This is a genomic window from Lentzea sp. CC55, from assembly GCF_021056325.1.
Lineage (GTDB): Bacteria > Actinomycetota > Actinomycetes > Mycobacteriales > Pseudonocardiaceae > Lentzea > Lentzea jiangxiensis.
Genome location: NZ_JAJCXE010000022.1, coordinates 479,884 through 497,242 on the forward strand (window position 1 = coordinate 479,884; position 17,359 = coordinate 497,242).

15 protein-coding genes are annotated in these 17,359 nt (G+C 71.2%); 4 read left to right on the forward strand and 11 right to left on the reverse strand.

Translation table 11 applies throughout. The annotated features are described in order from the left end of the window. Positions 1 to 52: 52 nt before the first annotated feature. Positions 53 to 1,252, reverse strand: a complete 1,200-nt coding sequence (nagA, locus tag L6E10_RS18155; protein ID WP_236220675.1) for an N-acetylglucosamine-6-phosphate deacetylase — start codon at positions 1,250 to 1,252, stop codon at positions 53 to 55. A 190-nt stretch (positions 1,253 to 1,442) separates the two neighbouring features. On the opposite strand from nagA, the gene L6E10_RS18160 reads away from it, so the two are divergent. Continuing rightward, positions 1,443 to 2,117: a FadR/GntR family transcriptional regulator gene (locus tag L6E10_RS18160; RefSeq protein WP_090097478.1), complete on the forward strand. Its 675-nt coding sequence runs from the start codon at positions 1,443 to 1,445 to the stop codon at positions 2,115 to 2,117. Here L6E10_RS18160 and L6E10_RS18165 read toward each other — a convergent pair. After that, a complete protein-coding gene (locus L6E10_RS18165; protein ID WP_236220676.1) occupies positions 2,103 to 2,981 on the reverse strand; it encodes a LysR family transcriptional regulator in 879 nt (292 codons plus the stop codon). The two genes, L6E10_RS18160 and L6E10_RS18165, sit on opposite strands and share 15 nt — an antisense overlap. Positions 2,982 to 3,052: 71 nt before the next feature. Here L6E10_RS18165 and dapA point away from each other — a divergent pair, with 71 nt between their 5' ends. Next, positions 3,053 to 3,910 carry a 4-hydroxy-tetrahydrodipicolinate synthase gene (gene dapA, locus L6E10_RS18170; RefSeq protein WP_236220677.1) on the forward strand — a complete coding sequence of 286 codons (858 nt, stop codon included), beginning with the start codon at positions 3,053 to 3,055 and terminating at the stop codon, positions 3,908 to 3,910. Here dapA and L6E10_RS18175 read toward each other — a convergent pair. From L6E10_RS18175 to L6E10_RS18215, 9 genes are read right to left on the reverse strand one after another with little or no spacing between them, the layout of a single operon-like run. Beyond that, on the reverse strand, positions 3,907 to 4,737 hold the full coding sequence (locus L6E10_RS18175) for an amidohydrolase (protein ID WP_236220678.1): 831 nt from the start codon (positions 4,735 to 4,737) through the stop codon (positions 3,907 to 3,909). The two genes, dapA and L6E10_RS18175, sit on opposite strands and share 4 nt — an antisense overlap. After that, positions 4,734 to 5,690 carry an aldo/keto reductase gene (locus L6E10_RS18180; protein ID WP_236220679.1) on the reverse strand — a complete coding sequence of 319 codons (957 nt, stop codon included), beginning with the start codon at positions 5,688 to 5,690 and terminating at the stop codon, positions 4,734 to 4,736. Before L6E10_RS18180 ends, L6E10_RS18175 begins: the two co-directional genes overlap by 4 nt. After that, entirely contained in the window at positions 5,687 to 5,998 is a 312-nt protein-coding gene (locus tag L6E10_RS18185; protein ID WP_236220680.1) for an L-rhamnose mutarotase, read from the reverse strand. The genes L6E10_RS18180 and L6E10_RS18185 overlap by 4 nt, the downstream gene beginning before the upstream one ends. Positions 5,999 to 6,002: 4 nt before the next feature. Then, a complete protein-coding gene (locus L6E10_RS18190) occupies positions 6,003 to 7,004 on the reverse strand; it encodes an ABC transporter permease (protein ID WP_236220681.1) in 1,002 nt (333 codons plus the stop codon). Between the two features lie 8 nt (positions 7,005 to 7,012). Further along, positions 7,013 to 8,488 carry a sugar ABC transporter ATP-binding protein gene (locus L6E10_RS18195; protein WP_236220682.1) on the reverse strand — a complete coding sequence of 492 codons (1,476 nt, stop codon included), beginning with the start codon at positions 8,486 to 8,488 and terminating at the stop codon, positions 7,013 to 7,015. Then, a complete protein-coding gene (locus L6E10_RS18200) occupies positions 8,488 to 9,522 on the reverse strand; it encodes a sugar ABC transporter substrate-binding protein (RefSeq protein WP_236220683.1) in 1,035 nt (344 codons plus the stop codon). The genes L6E10_RS18195 and L6E10_RS18200 overlap by 1 nt, the downstream gene beginning before the upstream one ends. Before the next feature lie 14 nt (positions 9,523 to 9,536). Then, positions 9,537 to 10,289, reverse strand: a complete 753-nt coding sequence (locus L6E10_RS18205; protein WP_236220684.1) for an SDR family NAD(P)-dependent oxidoreductase — start codon at positions 10,287 to 10,289, stop codon at positions 9,537 to 9,539. Continuing rightward, entirely contained in the window at positions 10,282 to 11,592 is a 1,311-nt protein-coding gene (locus L6E10_RS18210) for an enolase C-terminal domain-like protein (protein WP_236220685.1), read from the reverse strand. Before L6E10_RS18210 ends, L6E10_RS18205 begins: the two co-directional genes overlap by 8 nt. Before the next feature lie 4 nt (positions 11,593 to 11,596). Next, positions 11,597 to 12,451, reverse strand: coding sequence for a fumarylacetoacetate hydrolase family protein (locus L6E10_RS18215; RefSeq protein WP_236220686.1), 855 nt, complete (start codon positions 12,449 to 12,451; stop codon positions 11,597 to 11,599). Positions 12,452 to 12,565: 114 nt separating this feature from the next. On the opposite strand from L6E10_RS18215, the gene L6E10_RS18220 reads away from it, so the two are divergent. Together L6E10_RS18220 and L6E10_RS18225 are read left to right on the forward strand one after the other, a co-directional pair. Then, positions 12,566 to 15,379, forward strand: a complete 2,814-nt coding sequence (locus L6E10_RS18220; protein WP_374236904.1) for a S8 family serine peptidase — start codon at positions 12,566 to 12,568, stop codon at positions 15,377 to 15,379. Positions 15,380 to 15,430: 51 nt separating this feature from the next. Then, positions 15,431 to 16,354: an N-acetylglucosamine kinase gene (locus L6E10_RS18225; RefSeq protein WP_236220687.1), complete on the forward strand. Its 924-nt coding sequence runs from the start codon at positions 15,431 to 15,433 to the stop codon at positions 16,352 to 16,354. Positions 16,355 to 17,359: the final 1,005 nt, after the last annotated feature.

Here is a 17,359-nt window from a genome sequence, read left to right on the forward strand (position 1 = left end):
GCGCCTCCCCCGTCCTGCACGGGGAAGGCGCCCTTCGTCGTCGTTCGGAGCCCTACTGGCCCGCGGTGGCGTACCCGGCCACGACCGGGGCGACCGGCACCTCGGCGTCGAACACCACCTCACCGTCGACCCAGACCTTCCTGGGCCGCAGGTCGTCGTCCCACCACACGAGGTCGGCGACGGCACCCGGCGCGAGGCGGCCGAGACCGGACTCGCCGATGACCTCGGCGGGCACGATCGTCGCCGAAGCCAGGGCGTCGGCGACCGGAACGCCCACGGACACGATGTTCCGCACGGCGCGGTCGAGCGTGAGCGCGGAACCCGCGATCGTGCCCTCCGGCGAGCGGGGCACGCCGTCCTCGGTGAGCAGCACCTCCGCACCACCGAGGTGGTAGCGGCCGGGCGGCATCCCCGCGGCGGCGACGGCATCGGTGACCAGCGCGACTCGCGCTCCGGCGGCGTTGAACACGAGACGGCACACGTCGGGGCCGACGTGGGCGAGGTCCGCGATCAGGCCGAGGGTGAAGCGCTCGTCGACCAGAGCCACGCCGGGCACACCGGGTTCGCGGTGCCCCAACGGCCTCTGGGCGTTGAACAGGTGCGTCACCATGCGGGCACCCGCGTCCGCCGCGGCGCGCGTCTGCTCACCGGTGGCGTCGGAGTGCCCCACCGCGACGAGCACACCGGCCTCGACGAGCCGGCGAACCGCCTCGAAGCCGCCGGGCTGCTCCGGGGCCATCGTCACCATCCGCAGCGCGCGGCGGATCAGATCGTCGTCGAGCAGGGCCGAGATCTGGTCGGGACCAGGCTCCACCATGAACGACGGGTCGTGCACCCCTGCCCGCTTGGGCGACAGGAAGGGGCCTTCGAGGTGCACGCCCAACGGCCGGGCGCCCACTCCGTCCGGCAACGCGGCGGATGCGGCGAGTACTGCACGGGCCTGCCTGAGGACCACGTCGACCGGTGCGGTGATCAACGTGGGCAGGAACCGGGTCACACCGGTGGACGGCAAGGCCTGCGCCACGGCACGCATGCCGGCGGCGTCCACCTCGGCGAAGTCGACGCCCACGGCGCCGTTCACCTGCACGTCGACCAGGCCCGGTGTCAGCAGGCCGTCGGACAGGACCTCCGCGCCGGGTGGTGCTTCACCGGTGGTCACCTCGACGATGCGGCCGTCCCTGATCCGCACCGAGGCAGGACCGACGATCGTGCGACCGAGCAATGCGCGCGGTGCTGCGACAACGGCGTCCAAGATCCCTCCTTGAATGGTCCAGACCATTATGGCCACAACAGGGGTTCCCGTCACGTGTCGTTAAGAGATAACCATCCCACACCGCAGTTCGTGAATGAAGTCCGAAACGCCGGGTGTGCCACGAAGACGACCTTGCGTGGCGCATACTGGTCGCCAGACATCCGAGGTCTACGACGAGTTGAGGGTGCCCGTGGCAGTCACCGACGATGCGATCCTGCGCGTCAAGGAGATGATCGTTTCGGGCGAGCTCAAGCCCGGCGACCGCCTCCCACGAGAGGCTGACCTGGCAGAACGCCTCGGACTGTCCCGCAACTCACTGCGCGAGGCCGTGAAGGCACTTTCACTCGTCCGGGTGCTCGACGTCCGCCAGGGCGACGGCACGTACGTCTCGTCGCTCAGGGCCGACGACCTTCTCGGTGCCCTGTCGTTCGTCCTCGACCTCCACCGCGGCGAGGACTCGGTGCTCGAGGTCCTCCAGGTCCGGCGCATCCTGGAGCCCGCGGCGGCCGCGATGGCCGCCCAAAGGGTGGAACCGGACGAGGTCGTCAAGCTCCGCGCGCTCTGCGACGCCGCCGAGAGCGCCAAGTCCGTGGAGGAACTGGTCGAGCACGACCTCGAGTTCCACCGCGCCATCGCCCAGTGCTCCGGCAACGCCTACCTCGCCCAGCTCCTCGACACGCTGGCGGGCCCGACGGTCCGCGTCCGCATCTGGCGCGGCATCACCCAGTCCAACGCCGTCGACCGCACCGTCGCCGAGCACCGCGCCATCGTCGACGCGCTGGCCGCCCACCAGCCCGAGCTCGCCCGCAGCTGGTCCACGGTGCACGTGGCGGGCGTCGAGCAGTGGCTCTCAGACCTGGCGTAGCCGCTCCAGCACGGCCCGCACGGCGGGCTGCCCGTCGGCCCGGTTCCGCACGACGGCGGACACCGTCCGGAACACCTGCTGCTTCAGCGGCCGCAACGCCACACCGGGCCGCCGTGCCACCGACGGCACCAGCGCCACTCCGAGCCCGGCCTCGACCAGCCCGCACATGACGCCGAAGTCGTCGCAGTAGGCCTGCGCCCGCGGCACGAACCCGGCGGCGCCGCAGGCCCGCTGGGTCAGCTCGTGGCACGACGCGTCGGTGCGCGGCATGATCCACGGCCGGTCGGCCAGCACGGCCAGGTCCACGGAGTCCTGCTGCACCAGCGGATCGCTCAGCGGCAGCGCCACGTTGACCGGTTCCACGAACAGCTCGTGCGACTCGCAGGACGGCGGCAGGTCGCGCGGCATGATGTTGTACGAGTGGACGACGGCGATGTCGACGTCTCCGCGCCGCAGCGCGGGCAGCGACGCCTCGGGCTCCATCTCGTGCACGAAGAGGTCCACATCGGACCCGTGCTCGGACCGCAGCACCTGGATCACGCGCGGGAGCAGGGCGGCCACCGACACGAACGCCCCGATGCGCACCACGCCGGAGACGGACGTCCGCAGCGAGGCCAGGTCCGCCTCGGCGGCCGCCAGCTGGTCCAGGACGAGCTGCGTGTGCGCGGCGAGCACGTGGCCGGCACGGGTCAGCACCAGCCGCCGCCCGTTCCGTTCGACCAGCGCCACCCCGGCTTCCCGCTCCAGGGCGGCCAGCTGCTGGGACACGGCGGGAGACGTCACGTGCAGGGCCTCCGCGGCGGCCGTGACCGTCCCGTGGACCGACAACGCGTGGAGCAGCCGAAGCCTTCGCACGTCCAACACAAAGCACAGCTTAACGTTCCGAGCAGAACTTCTAACTGGAACTTCGCGAAAACTGGAGCCACGCTGGAGGCATGTTCGGACGAGTGCTGGTAGCGATGGTCACCCCGTTCACCCCCGACGGTGACCTGGACCTCAAGGGTGCGCAGGAGCTGGCGGCGCACCTCGTCGACAGGGGCGGCGCGGACGGGCTGGTCGTCAACGGCACGACCGGTGAGGCGCCCACGACCACCGACGCCGAGAAGGCGCAGGTCGTCAAGGCCGTGAAGGAGGCCGTCGGCGACCGCACGCAGGTCCTCGCGGGCGTCGGCACCAACTCCACGCGTCACACGGTCGAGCTCGCCCGCCAGGCCGAGGACAACGGCGCCGACGGCCTGCTGGTCGTGACGCCGTACTACAGCAAGCCCACGCAGGAGGGCGTCGAGAACCACTTCAGGCAGGTGGCGAACGCGTCCGGCCTCCCGGCGCTGCTCTACGACATCCCCGGCCGCACGGGCACCGCGATCGACACCGAGACGCTGCTCCGGCTCGCCGAGCACCCGCGGATCGTCGGCGTGAAGGACTGCAAGGTCGACCTGCTCGCGACCGCCCGCGTGATCGCCGAGACCGGCCTCGACTACTACTCCGGCAACGACGAGCTGATCCTGCCGCTCTACTCGATCGGCGGCGTCGGCACGGTCAGCACCGTCGGCCACGTCGTCGGCAACGAGATCAAGGCGATGCTCGACGCCTACGACGAGGGCGACAACAAGGAAGCCCTGCGCCGCCACCAGGCGCTGCTGCCGGTGATCACGGCGATCATGACCCGCGAGCCCGGTGCCGTCGCCGTCAAGGCGGCGCTCACCCTGCTCGGCCTGCCGTCCGGCCCGGTCCGCGAACCGCTGGCCGGCGCCACGCCGCAGCTGATCAACGAGCTGAAGGCCCTCTTCTAGAGGGAGTACACCCGGCGAGCAGTGCCCGAGAAGATCGCGTCCTGCTCGCCGGCGGACAGCTCCGACACCAGTTCCCGCGCGGCACCGAGCCACTCGTCGTAGGTGGCGGCCAGCAGGCACACGGGCCAGTCGGAGCCGAACATCAGCCTCTCCGGTCCGAACGCGTCGAGCACGACCTCGAAGTGCGGCCGCAGGTCGGCGACGGTCCACGACCTCCAGTCCGCCTCGGTGACCAGGCCGGACAGCTTGCACGTCACGTTCTCGTGCGCCGCCAGCGACCGGATCAGCCCGGCCCACTCCCCCGGGTCCGAGCCGATCACGGGCTTCGAGCAGTGGTCCACGACGAACGGCACGGTGGGCAGCGCCGCCACGGTCCGGCGCGCCGCCGGCAGCTGGTGCGGCAACGTCAGCAGCTCGTAGACCAGCCCGTGCGCCCCGACGTGGCGCAGGCCGTTCCGGACGTCCCCGCGGCACAACCACTCCGGGTCGGGCTCGCTCTGCACCTGGTGCCGGATCCCGCGCAGCCACGAGCCGTCCGGGGAGCCGACCAGCTCCGCCAGGGCGTCACCGACGGCGGGCGAGGTCAGGTCGGTCCACCCCACCACCGCGCCGACGACGTCCGAGGACGCCGCCACCGCCAGGAACTCCGGCGTCTCCTCCGGCACGCACACCGTCTGCACCAGCACGGAGGCGGCGACCTCCGGCGCGGCCGCGACGAAGTCCGGTTCCAGGAACGACCGCCGGATCGCGCCCATCGGCGGATCGGTGATCCAGTCCTGGTCGCGGGCGGACAGGTCCCACAGGTGGTGGTGAGCGTCGACGATCACGGCGTCGGGACCTCCTCGCCCAGCAGTCCCGACGACTTCAGCTCGTCCCAGAGACCGGCCGGGATCGACGCCGAGAAGCGGGCGGCGTTCGACGTCATCTGCGCGGCCGTCCGCGCCCCGACCACGACCGACACGACGGCCGGGTGCCCGAGGGCGAACTGGATCGCCACCTCCGGCAGCGTCACCCCGTGCCGGTCGCAGACCGAGGCGATCGCCCTGGCCCGTGCCACCGGCTCGGGCGGCGCGTCCGCGTAGTCGTACTTCGCGTCCGGCGGCACGACCGGCTTCGACAGCAGCCCGGAGTTGAAGACACCGCAGGCCACGACCGACACGCCGCGCTCGGCGCACGCGGGCAGGAACGACGGCAGCGCGGGTTGTTCGAGCAGCGTGTACCGCCCGGCCAGCATCACCACATCGATGTCGGTCTCGCGGACGAACCGCTCCGGCATCTCCCACTGGTTCATGCCGACGCCGATCGCCCGCACGACGCCCTGCGACCGCAACTCTTCCAGGGCCGGGTACGCCTGCGAGAAGGCCGCGTCCCAGTGCTCGTCGGGGTCGTGGATGTAGACGACCTCCACCCGGTCCGTCCCGAGGCGCTCCAAAGAGGACTCGATGGACCTGCGGACGCCGTCGGCCGAGTAGTCCCGCACGCGGCGGAAGTGCCGCGGCACCGCGAAGCCCTCGTCGTCGGAGCCCTCGCCGTCGAACGGCTCCAGCAACCGCCCGACCTTCGTGGAGATCACGTACTCGTCGCGCGGACGACCGGCCAGGGCGACGCCGAGCCGGCGTTCCGACAGCCCGAGCCCGTAGTGCGGCGCGGTGTCGAAGTACCGGACGCCGGACTGCCACGCCGCCTCGACCGCGCCGAAGGCCTCCTCGTCGGAGACCTCGCGGTACAGGTTGCCGATCGGCGCGCCGCCGAAGCCCAGACGGGAAACAGCGATCTTCACGGCAGCTCCCACACGAGTCGCACAGCGGGTTCGGCGCCGGAGTAGTCGTCGGGGACCTCCAGCAGCTCGGCCATCCGAGCCTGCCACGGAACGTTGGCGGGGTGCTCGGCCAAGCGGGCCCTCATCGCGCGGTAGTCGTCCACCTCGACGAGGTGGAACAGGTCGCGCCCGGATCGCCAGATCCGCCACGAGTGCACGCCGGCCTCGCGCAACGCCCCGTCGAGCTCGGCCGGGATCGTCGCGTGGACCCGGTCGTAGTCGGCTTCGCGGCCCTCGCGGAGCCGGGTGTGCAGGGCAACGGTCTCCACGGGCTCACTCCTGCTTCTGACCGGTCGCGAACCGCGTCACGACCAACGCGAGGATGATCACCGCGCCGTACGAGGCCTTGATGTAGAAGCCGGAAACACCCTGCAACCGCAGGATCTGCTCCACGAGCCCCAGCATCAGGACACCGGACAGCGCGCCGAACAGCGTGCCCTTGCCGCCCTGCAGCGAGATGCCGCCGATCACCGCGGCCGCGAAGACCTGGAAGATCATGCCCTCGCCCTGCGTCGCGGCGACGGACCCGAGCCGCCCGGTCATGAGGATGCCCGCGACCACCGCCAGCACCGAGCCGATGACCAGCACGGTCCACACCACGCGGTCGACCCGGATGCCCGCGGCACGCGCGGCCTCGGAGTTGCCGCCGATCGCGTACAGCGACCGCCCGGCGCGCAGGTACTTCAGCACGAAGATGCCCACGGCGTAGCAGACGACGCAGATCCACACCGCCGCCGGCAGCCCGAGCCACGTCGCGGAGCCCAGGTACAGGAACGACTCCGGCACGTCGATCAGCGACTTGCCCTCGGTGATCGCGAGCTGCAGGCCGCGCAGCATCGTGAGCATGCCCAGCGTCACCATGAACCCGGACAGCCCGACCTTGAGGATCAGGAACCCGTTGAGGCCGCCGATCGCCACGCCGATCAGGAGGCACAGGGGCAACGCGAGCCACGCCGCCAGCCCGACGTCCAGCCCGCCGGCGGACGCGGGGATGATCAGCGCGACCGCCAGCGCGGGCGCGAGACCGACCGTCGACTCGAGCGACAGGTCCATCTTGCCGACGACGAGGATCATCGCCTGGCCCAGCACCAGCAGCGACAGCTCGCTCTGCTGGGTCAGCACGGCGATCAGGTTCGCGGGCGTCAGGAAGATCGGCGACAGGACCGCCCCGACGACCAGCAGCAGGACGATCACCGGCACCAGCGCGAGGTCCTGGTAGCGCGCCAGCCGGAACTTCTGCTTCCCGGGCGCGGGTGCCGCGACCGGCTCAGTCATGGCCTTGGTCATTCCGAGCTCATCCCTTCGATGGCCGCGATGAGTTCCTGGTCGTGCCAGCCCCGGCCGAACTCCCGCACGACCCGGCCGTGGAACAGCACCAGCACGCGGTCGCAGACCCGCAGGTCGTCGAGCTCGTCGGAGACCACGAGGGCGGCCTTGCCGCGGCGCGCCTGCGCGTCGACGACCCCGAGCAGCGACTCCTTGGACTTCACGTCGACCCCCGCGGTCGGGTTGATCAGCACCAGCACGGACGGGTCGCCGGCGAGGGCACGCGCCATCACGACCTTCTGCTGGTTGCCGCCGGACAGGTCGGACACCGGCTGGCCGGGTCCGGCGGCCTTGACGTCGTACGACGCGATCGCGGTGCTGCCCGCGGCGCGTTGCGCCGACGGCCACACGAACGCCCCGGCCGTGCTCATGGTCGCGTTCTCCGCGATCGACAGGTCCAGCACGAGCCCCTGGTGGTGCCGATCCCGCGGCACGCAGCCGATCCCGGCCCTCAAGGCCGCCGGAACGTCACCGCCGCGCACCGGCGCCCCGTCCACCGAGATCGATCCGGCCGACGGCTTGCGCAGCCCGTAGACCGTCTCGGCGAACTCGTGCTTCCCCGACGACGCGCTGCCCGCGAGCCCGATGACCTCGCCACGCGTCGCCGTCAGCGAGATGTCCGAGAAGTGGTCACCGCTCAGCGACGACACGGTCAGCACCTCCTCCGCCGAGGAAGGCCTGTCGTCCCCGCTCGGCACGGTGAGGCCGCCCGCCTCACCGGTCATCGCCTCGATCAGGTCGGGCTTCGACATCTCCGAGACCGGCGCGGTGACGACGTGCCGCGCGTCGCGGTAGACCGTCACCGTCTGGCAGACCTCGTAGACCTCCTGCAGGTGGTGGGAGATGAACAGGAACGTCACCCCCTTGTCCTGCAACGACCTCATCCGGTCGAAGAGCCGCTCGATCGCCGGGCCGTCGAGCTGCGCGGTCGGTTCGTCGAGGATCACGAACCGCGAGCCGATCGACAGCGCCCGTGCGATCTCGACGAGCTGGCGCTGCTCGACGGTCAGCGCGGACACCAGCTCGTCCGGGCGCACCGCCACGTCGTAGGTCTCCAGCAAGGAGGCAGCTTCCGCACGCAGCTTCTTCCAGCTGATCAGACCGCCGCCGAGGTCCTGCCGGTTGATGAACAGGTTCTCGGCGACGGACAGCTCCGGCACGACCGTCGCCTTCTGGTAGACGCAGGCGACGTGCCGGCGCCACGCCGCGCTGTCGGCGACGGGCGGCGCCGGTTCGCCGAAGAAGGCGACCTCGCCCGCGTCCGGCGCCCGCATGCCGGTCAGGATCGAGACCAGCGTCGACTTGCCCGCGCCGTTGCGGCCGACGAGTGCGTGCGACTCACCGGCGCGGACCTCGATGCCCACGTCGTCCAGCGCGAGCGTGCGCCCGAACCTCTTCGTGACGCCGCGTGCGACAGCCGCGAACTCGCCCATCAGATCTGGTTCCCCCAGAACGCCTTGTCGTCGACGTTCTCCTTGGTGATCAGCGGCGCGGGCAGCTGGTCCTCCAGGCGTCCGCCGCCGACGTCGACGATCGTGGAGTCGTGGTCGGTCTTGCCGGGCTGGAACGTCTTGCCCTCGACAGCGGCCTTCGCGTAGAAGAGCGCCCACTGCGCGTAGAGGTCGGCCGGCTGCGAGACGGTCGCGTCGATCTCGCCCTTGCGGATGGCTTCGAGCTCCGACGGGATGCCGTCGTTGGAGACGATGAAGATGTGCTTCGGGTCGGTCGGCGGCACGATCAGGTTCTTCTGCCGCAGCACCTGCAGCGTCGGCGTGAGGAACGCACCACCGGCCTGCATGTAGATGCCGCCGATGTCCGGGTGCTGGTTGAGCCGCGTCTGCAGGGCGGCGGCCGCCTTGGCACCCTCCCAGTCGGTCGGTTCCTCGAACACCGTGATGCCGGGGTAGTTCTGCTTCATGCACGCCGCGAACGCCTCGGACCGGTCGCGCCCGTTGACCGACGCGAGCGCGCCCTGGAACTCGACCACCTTGCCCTTGCCGCCCAACTTGTCGCCGAGGAACTTGCAGGCCTTCTCGCCGTACGCCTTGTTGTCCGCGCGCACGACCATGTAGGTCTTGCCCTTGTCGGGACGGGTGTCGACGGTGATCACCGGGATCTTCGCCTTGTCGAGGCGGTCCAGGGTGGACGCGATCGCGCCGGTGTCCTGCGGGGCCATGATGATCGCCTTGGCGCCCTGCGACTGCAGCGACTGGGCGTTGGCGACCAGGTTCTCCACCTTGTTCTGCGAGTTGGTGGGGTTCAGCAGGCCGACCCCGAGGTCCTTCGCCTTCTCGGGGAAGTACTTGATGTAGGAGTTCCAGAAGTCGGTGTCGGCGCGCGGGTGGTCGGCCCCGATCGGACCGACGCCTCCGCTGCCGGTCCCGGTGGCACCACCACCACAGGCGGTCAGGGTGAGGGCACCGGCGAACGCGAGGCACACCGCTGCGGTGAGGTTGCGACGCTTCATCGTTGAGTTGCCTTTCATGACTGCGGGGGACGCAAGCGCAAGCCGTGCATGCCGCCGTCGACGGCGAGGACCGTGCCGGCGGTGGATCCCGAGAGCGGGCTCGCCAGGTAGGCGATGGCTCCCGCGACCTCGTCGGCGGAGACGAGCCGGCCGTGCGGCTGGCGTGCCTCCAACGCGGCTCGTTCGGCGGCCGGGTCCGGCGCCGAGTCGAGCAGGCGGCCCACCCACGGGGTGTCCGCCGTGCCGGGGGCGACCGCGTTGACGCGGATGCCCTCGCGCACGTGGTCGGCGGCCATCGCGAGGGTCAGCGAGTACACCGCGCCCTTGCTGGCCGAGTAGAGGGCGCGGTTCGGCAACCCCGCCCAGGCGGCGATGGAGCAGGTGTTGACGATCGCCGCGGCGGGCGAGCTCCGCAGGTGCGGCAGCGCCGCCCGCGACACCCTGACCACGCCCATGACGTTGACGTCCAGGACCCTCGACCACTCCTCGTCGGAGTTGGCGAGGACGTCGCCCTGCGCACCGATGCCCGCGTTGTTCACCACGACGTCGAGCCGTCCGAACCGCTCGACGACCTCGCCGACCGCGGCCCGGACGCTCTCGTCGTCCGAGACGTCCGTGCGGATCCCGACGATCGGGTCCGGCACGTCCGGGTTCAGGTCCAGCGCCGCGACCGCCGCTCCCCTGCTGCTCAGCAGGGTCGCGGTGGCCAGGCCGATGCCGGACGCCCCACCCGTGACGAGGGCGACGAGCCCCTCGAAGTCAGTCATCCCGGCCCTCCAGCTCCATCCACACAGGACCTTCGGGGTAGACGTACTCGACCAGCGTCTCGTCCTTGAGCCGAGCGGAGAACCCGGGTTCGGCGGGCGCGAGGTAGCGGCCCCCCTCGACGACGGCCGGGTCGAGGAAGTGCTCGTGCAGGTGGTCGACCCACTCGATCACGCGCTCGCCGACCTCGCCGGAGATCGCGACGTAGTCGAAGAACGACAGGTGCCTGACCAGCTCGCACAGGCCGACCCCACCGGCGTGCGGGCACACCGGGACGCCGAACTTCTTGGCCAGCAACAGGATCGCGATGTTCTCGTTCACGCCCGCGACCCGGCACGCGTCGAGCTGCAGCACGTCGATCGCGCCGGCCTGCAGCAGCTGCTTGAACACCACGCGGTTCTGCACGTGCTCGCCGGTCGCGACCCGGATGGGGGCCAGCGCGTCGGCGATCGCGCGGTGGGCCAGCACGTCGTCCGGCGAGGTGGGCTCCTCGATCCAGTACGGGTCGTACGGCGCCAGTTCGCGCATCCAGCGCACCGCCGTGCCGACGTCCCAGCGCTGGTTCGCGTCGACCGCCACGCGGACGTCGTCGCCGACGACCTCGCGGGCGAGCTTCATGCGGCGCACGTCGTCGTCGAGGCTGCCGCCGACCTTGAGTTTGATCATGTCGAAGCCGTCGGCGAGCGCCTGCCGCGCGAGGCCCGCGAGCTTCTCGTCGGAGTAGCCGAGCCAGCCCGGTGACGTCGTGTAGGCCGGGTAGCCGTCGCGGGCGATCGCCTCGGCCCGCCCGGCCTTGCCCTCCTCGGCCTCGCGCAGGATCCGCAGCGCCTCCTCCGGCGTCAGGGCGTCGGAGAGGTAGCGGAAGTCGACGAGGCCGACGACCTCCTCGGGTGACATCCGGGCGAGGAAGCGCCAGACCGGCAGCCCGGCGCGGCGGGCCGCGAGGTCCCAGGCCGCGTTGACGACCGCGCCGATCGCCATGTGCGCGACGCCCTTCTCGGGGCCGAGCCAGCGCAGCTGCGAGTCGCCGATCAGCTCGAAGTACAGCTCCCCCAGCGCCGCCGCGGTCTCCGGCACGTCCTTGCCGACGACGTGCGGGGCCAGCGCCCTGATCGCGGCGGCCTGCACGTCGTTGCCGCGGCCGATCGTGAAGGCGAGGCCGTACCCCTCCGGGCCCTCGTCGGTCCGCAGCACCACGTACGCGGCGCTGTAGTCCGGGTCGGGGTTCATCGCGTCGGAGCCGTCGAGCTCCCTGGACGTGGGGAACCTGATGTCCAGCACGTCCAGTTCGGTGATCTTGGGCATGGGCTCAGGCCTGCCCGAGGATCTGCCGCTGCCTGCCGAGACCCTCGATCTCGAGCTCGACGACGTCCCCCGCGCGCAGGTACGGCTTGGGCTCCGGCTGGCCGAGCGCCACTCCGGCGGGTGTACCCGTGTTGATGACGTCACCCGGACGAAGGACAAGGAACTGGCTGAGGTAGCGCACGACCTCCGCGATGGGGAAGATCATGTTCTTGGTGGACGAGTTCTGCCGGATCTCGCCGTTCACCCAGAGCCGCATCTCGAGGTTCTGCGGGTCGGCGATCTCGTCGGCGGGCACGAGGAAGGGGCCGAGAGGGTTGAACGTCTCGCAGTTCTTGCCCTTGTCCCACGTGCCGCCCCGCTCGATCTGGAACTCCCGCTCGGAGACGTCGTGCGACAGCACGTACCCGCCGACGCACGCCAGAGCGTCCTCTTCGGACTCCAGGTAGCGGGCGGTGCGCCCGATGACGACGCCGAGCTCGACCTCCCAGTCGGTCTTCACGGACCGGCGCGGGACGAGCACCTCGTCGTACGGGCCGACGACCGTGTCCGGCGCCTTGAGGAACACCACCGGCTCACCGGGGATGTCGGCGCCGGTCTCCTCCGCGTGGTCGCGGTAGTTGAGACCGATGCAGATGATCTTGCCGGGGTGCGCGAGCGGTGGCCCGACGCGGACGCCCGCGGTGTCCAGCACCTCCAGCTCACCGGCCTCCACCGCGGCGCGCACGCGGTTCACGCCGTCGTTCGCGAGGAACGCCCCGTCGACGTCCGGGGTGATCGGCAGGAGGTCGTACGTGGTCTCGTCGTCGGTCCTCACAGCAGGCCGTTCATCACCGACCGGTCCCAGGCGCAAGAACTGCACGGCCGCTCCTCCTCTGCTCTCACACCGCACTGATACATCGGATGTATAGCCGTGTGGGGGTGCGTTCGTCTAGGTCCCGACGTGAAGTCGTCCGATGACTAAGAGAGGTTGATCATGAATTTGGTGGCTGCGGCACTCCTGGTGGGCACCCTGCTCACACCGCCTGCCCCACCTGAACACGTCACCGTCTTCGTGGAGCTGACCTCGACCGCGGCGGTCGACACCGGCACCGCTCCGCAGGCCCGGTCGGCGCGGAGCACGACCTCGGAGCACGTGTCCCGGGTCGTCTCCCGGTCCGGTGGCCGCGAGGTCACCCGGACGACCAACGCGGTGCCCGGCGTCGTGCTGGCGACCGACAGGTCCCGCCTGGCCGCCCTGTCGCGCATGCCCGAGGTGCGGGCGGTGCACCGGATGGTCCCCAAGCAGCTCACCAACTCGCACGCCGTCCGCCTCACCCGGACGTCCGAGGTGTGGAAGTCGCTCGGGCGGCTCGGCGACGGCGTGCGGATCGGCGTGGTCGACACCGGCATCGACTACCGGCACGCGGACTTCGGCGGCGGCACGTTCCCGAACGCCAAGGTCGTCGGCGGTTACGACTTCGCGGGCGACGCGTACACCGGCAAGCCCGGCGTGGTCCCCGAGCCGGACGCCGACCCGGTCGACTGCAACGGCCACGGCACGCACGTCGCCGGCACCGCGGCCGGGTACGGCGTCAACGCCGACGGCACCACCTACGGCGGTCCGTACTCCTCGATCGACCTCGACTCGCTCAAGATCGGGCCGGGTACCGCACCGCGTGCGCTGCTCTACGCGCTCAAGGTGTTCGGCTGCAAGGGCGGCACGAACCTCACCGCGAAGGCCCTCGACTGGGCGCTCGACCCCAACGGCGACGGCGACTTCTCGGACAAGCTCGACGTCGTGAACCTGTCGCTGGGCAGCGACTTCGGCGCGGCGGACGACCCGGACTCGCTGTTCGTGCGCAAGCTCGTGCAGCACGGCGTCGTGGTGGTCGCGGCGGCCGGCAACGGCGGTGACTTCTACGACGTGGCCGGATCGCCCGCCAACACCCCCGAGGCGATCTCCGTGGCGAACAGCCGCGACTCGTTCTCGATGCTGGACGGGCTGGAGGTCGGCGGCAAGCGGCTGCCGGGCCAGTACAGCCAGAGCCTGAAGGGCGAGTTCGACCTCACCGCGCCCGTCGTGCGGCTCGCGTCCAACGTGGACGGCTGCCAGCCGATCTCCGAGCCGCTGGACGGCAAGGTCGTCTGGCTGGAGTGGGACGACAGCGACGCCACCCGCGCGTGCGGCACCGGCGTCCGCACGGACAACGCCTGGAAGGCCGGTGCCGCCGGCGTGCTGCTGCCGACGGCCCTGCCGGTGTTCGCCGCCGCGATCGCCGGCAACGCGCACATCCCCGCCTTCCAGATGACGGCGGCGGCGTCGCGCGAACTGCTCCCCGCGCTGGAGGCCGGGACGCTCACGGCCCACCTGTCCTCGGCGTTGAAGGTCGCGGTGCCGTTCGTGGAGCCGTCGATCGAGGACACGATCACGCCGTCGTCGTCGCGGTCCCGTTCGTCGATCGCGGTGGCCGCGCCCGGCGACACGGTCTTCTCCGCCGCCTCCGGCACCGCCTCGGACGGCGTGTCGATGGGCGGCACGTCGATGGCGGCGCCGCACGTGGCCGGGATCGCCGCGCTGCTGCGCGAGGCCCGTCCCGAGTGGACGGTCGCGGAGATCAAGGCCGCGCTGGTGAACACCGCCTCCGGCGTCGTGCGGTCGGCCACGGGCGTGCGGGAGGCACCGATGCGCGTCGGCGCCGGCCGGGTCGACGGTCCGGCCGCCCTCTCCACCGACGTCCTGGCCCTGGGCGACGCGTCGTTCGGCACGGTCGAGGTCGGCGGCCCGGTGCAGGCCAGCCGGACGATCCGCCTGGTCAACAAGGGTTCGCGGCTCGTGGTGCTGAAGCCCCGCTACGAGCCGATCACCACGGTTCCCGGGGTGTCGTTCCAGGTCGCGCCGCCCCTCGTCGTGCTCCCGCCGGGCGGGTCGGCCCCGGTGCCCGTGCAGCTGCGGATCTCGGGCCCCGACGCGTTGCGCAAGACGCCCGACCCCACGGTGTCGCTGGAGGAGGGCCGCCAGTTCCTGGCGGAGGCGTCGGGCCTGCTGACGTTCACGGGCGACCGCACCCTGCGGGTCCCCGTCCACGCGGCGCCGAAGCCGGTCTCGGGGCTCACCGTGTCGGACTCCCGCGTCGCCGGCCGCGGCCTCGACCAGCAGGACTACCGCTCGCGCATGACCGTGCTGGAACTGGGCGCGCGGTCGGACCGGCTGCCCGACTGCGGCCCCGACGTCCAGACCGACTGCGCCGCGAACCGGACGGCGCGCGGCGGCGACCTGCGGTACGTCGGCGCGACGGCGACCGACTCGCTGCTGGCGTTCGGGATCGCGACCTGGAGCACGTGGGCGAACCTCGGCGGCAACACCCGGCCCGAGGTTCGGTTCTCGGTGGGCGGCAAGAAGTTCGTGACCACCGCCGTGAAGCGGGCCAAGGGCGGCGACGTGTCCGCCGACGTCTGGCTCGCGCGGACGAAGGCCGAGGGCTCGGACGAGGTGGTGGACGAGCAGCCGCTGAACGGCTTCGACGGGACGACGGACACGAACCTGTTCGACAGCGACGTCGTCGTCCTGCCGGTCGCGCGCTCGGCCCTGCCGCCCGGCCCCGTCACCTACACCGCCGGGGTGCTCAGCCGGTACACCGCACCGGCCGATCCGGACGACCTGGTCGACGTCGCCCCGACGGCCGTGTTCGACTACGGCACGACCGTCCCGTCACTGTCCACAGTGGTTCGTCCGGGTGATCCGGTTCCTCCCGGTTCACTGGTGTTCTTCCACCACAACGCAACGGGTGACCGTGCCCTGACCCGGTGACACCCGGTTGGGCGTGCCTGCGGCGAGCGTCTCTCGGCATACTCGGTCGTTATGGATCTGGTCGTGGGACTCGACGCTGGCGGCACCTCCACCAGGGCTCTGGTGCTGGACCTCGACGGCGCCCGCCTGGGCCAGGGCCTGGCGGGCGGCGCGAACCCGAACTCGCACCCGCCCGCCGTCGCCGCCGCCCACATCGCCGAGGCGCTGGCGGAGGCCCTGGACGGCCTCGACTCCCGCAAGGTCCGCTCCGGCGTGCTCGGCATGGCGGGTGCCTCGAAGCTGGCCGACCCCGCGATCGCGGCCCTGTTCCACGAGGCCTGGGAACGAGCCGGCCTGCACTGCCCGATGCGCGTGGTCACCGACTGCGAGGCCGCCTTCGCCACCGGCACCTCCTCCCCCGACGGCACGGTCCTGGTGGCGGGCACGGGTTCCATCGCGGGCCGCATCGCGGGCCACCGCATGGTCGGCCGGTCCGGCGGCTACGGCTGGCTGATCGGCGACGACGGCTCGGCGTTCTGGCTGGGCCGCGAGGCGGTGCGGGCGACGTTGCGGCTGCTCGACCTCGACGCGCCGCTGGAGGGCCTGGCCACCGCCGTCCTCGCCGCCGCGGGTGCCAGGAGCCGCGGCCAGCTGATCAACGCCGTGAACGACCAGCCCCCCGTCGCCCTGGCGAAGTTCGCACCCCTCGTCAGCTCCGCCTACCACCACGGCGACCCCGAGGCCCTGACCATCGTCTCGTCGGCGGCCCGCCTGCTCGCCGACACGGCCTCCGCCGTGCGCTCACCGTCCGACACCAGCCCGATCGTGCTCGTCGGAAGCCTGATCAAGACCCCGGTCGGCACCTGCCTGAAACAGGAGCTGCTCACCCGCTGCAACGCCCAGGTGATCATGGCGACCGAAGGGGCGGCCGGGGCGGCGTGGCTGGCGGCGGTCGACGTGCTAGGCCCGGACGCGCCGAGGCCTGACGGTTCATGACGCCAGCAGCCTGCCTGAGTGTCGCGTCCGCTCGTGATAGGCCCTCGCCAGCCCGGTGTGCATATCGTTCACGTACTTCGCGGCGTCGTCGTTCCCAGGTGAAGCAGGAAACGCGCGACCGGGAGCGGCGCGAGCACTGGGCGAAGCAGCGGATGGTGGGCGGACTGTGATCGAGCAGTTCCTCCGCCGCGTGGCCGGATTCGCGCTGATCGCCTTTCACCGCCGCCTTCACTTTCATCGCTGCCACGCAGCTGAACGTGTAGGAGAACGCCCTCGCCGCGCGGAAGTCAGTCCAGCCGACCAGCCTCGGCGAGCTGGTCGCGGACGCAGCGGTGTTCTTGGTGATCACCATCGTCGGTCTGCTGTGGCACTGGCGCCGGCTGCCGATGTGGCGGGTCTTGTGCCGCTGGGCCGCGTTCCTGGTGCCTTGACGGGGATCTTCCACGGACGTGCAGGTCGCCGGCGATCACGGCTGGCCCGTCGGGTGGGTGATCGCGGCCGGCCTGGTCGCGGTGTTCTGGGAACCGAGCGAACTCGTGGTGCTGGTCATGACTCGTCCCGGTCATGTCGGCACTGGTCCGGTCGAGACTGGAGATCACGTTCTCGACCAGGGCGGCTGTGCGTCCGGGAGGACCGGCTGGTGCTGGACGGCCTGGTGTCACACCGGAAGCGTTCGCGTGACGTGGTTGCGTTGCCGTGGATGGCGATGCGGTCGATCGAGCTCGTCGAGGTGGAGCAGGAGATGACCTGCCAGGTGATCATCTACGCCAACGGCGACATCGGCAGACCTCGCACGTTCAACATCGAGGCCGGTCCGGCGCTTCACGTCGTCGGCACGGGGCGGGAGCTGCTGGTCCCGGTCACCGAAGACGTCGGCAGAACAGCGCTGGAGTTGGTTCAGGCAGGACCGGAGGCATCAAGGTGGTCGAGCGACCACTGTGGTCCTACGTTCGCTGAGGAGGCACGAGCTCCGGCTGGTGAACTGGGAGTTCCGGACCGACAGCC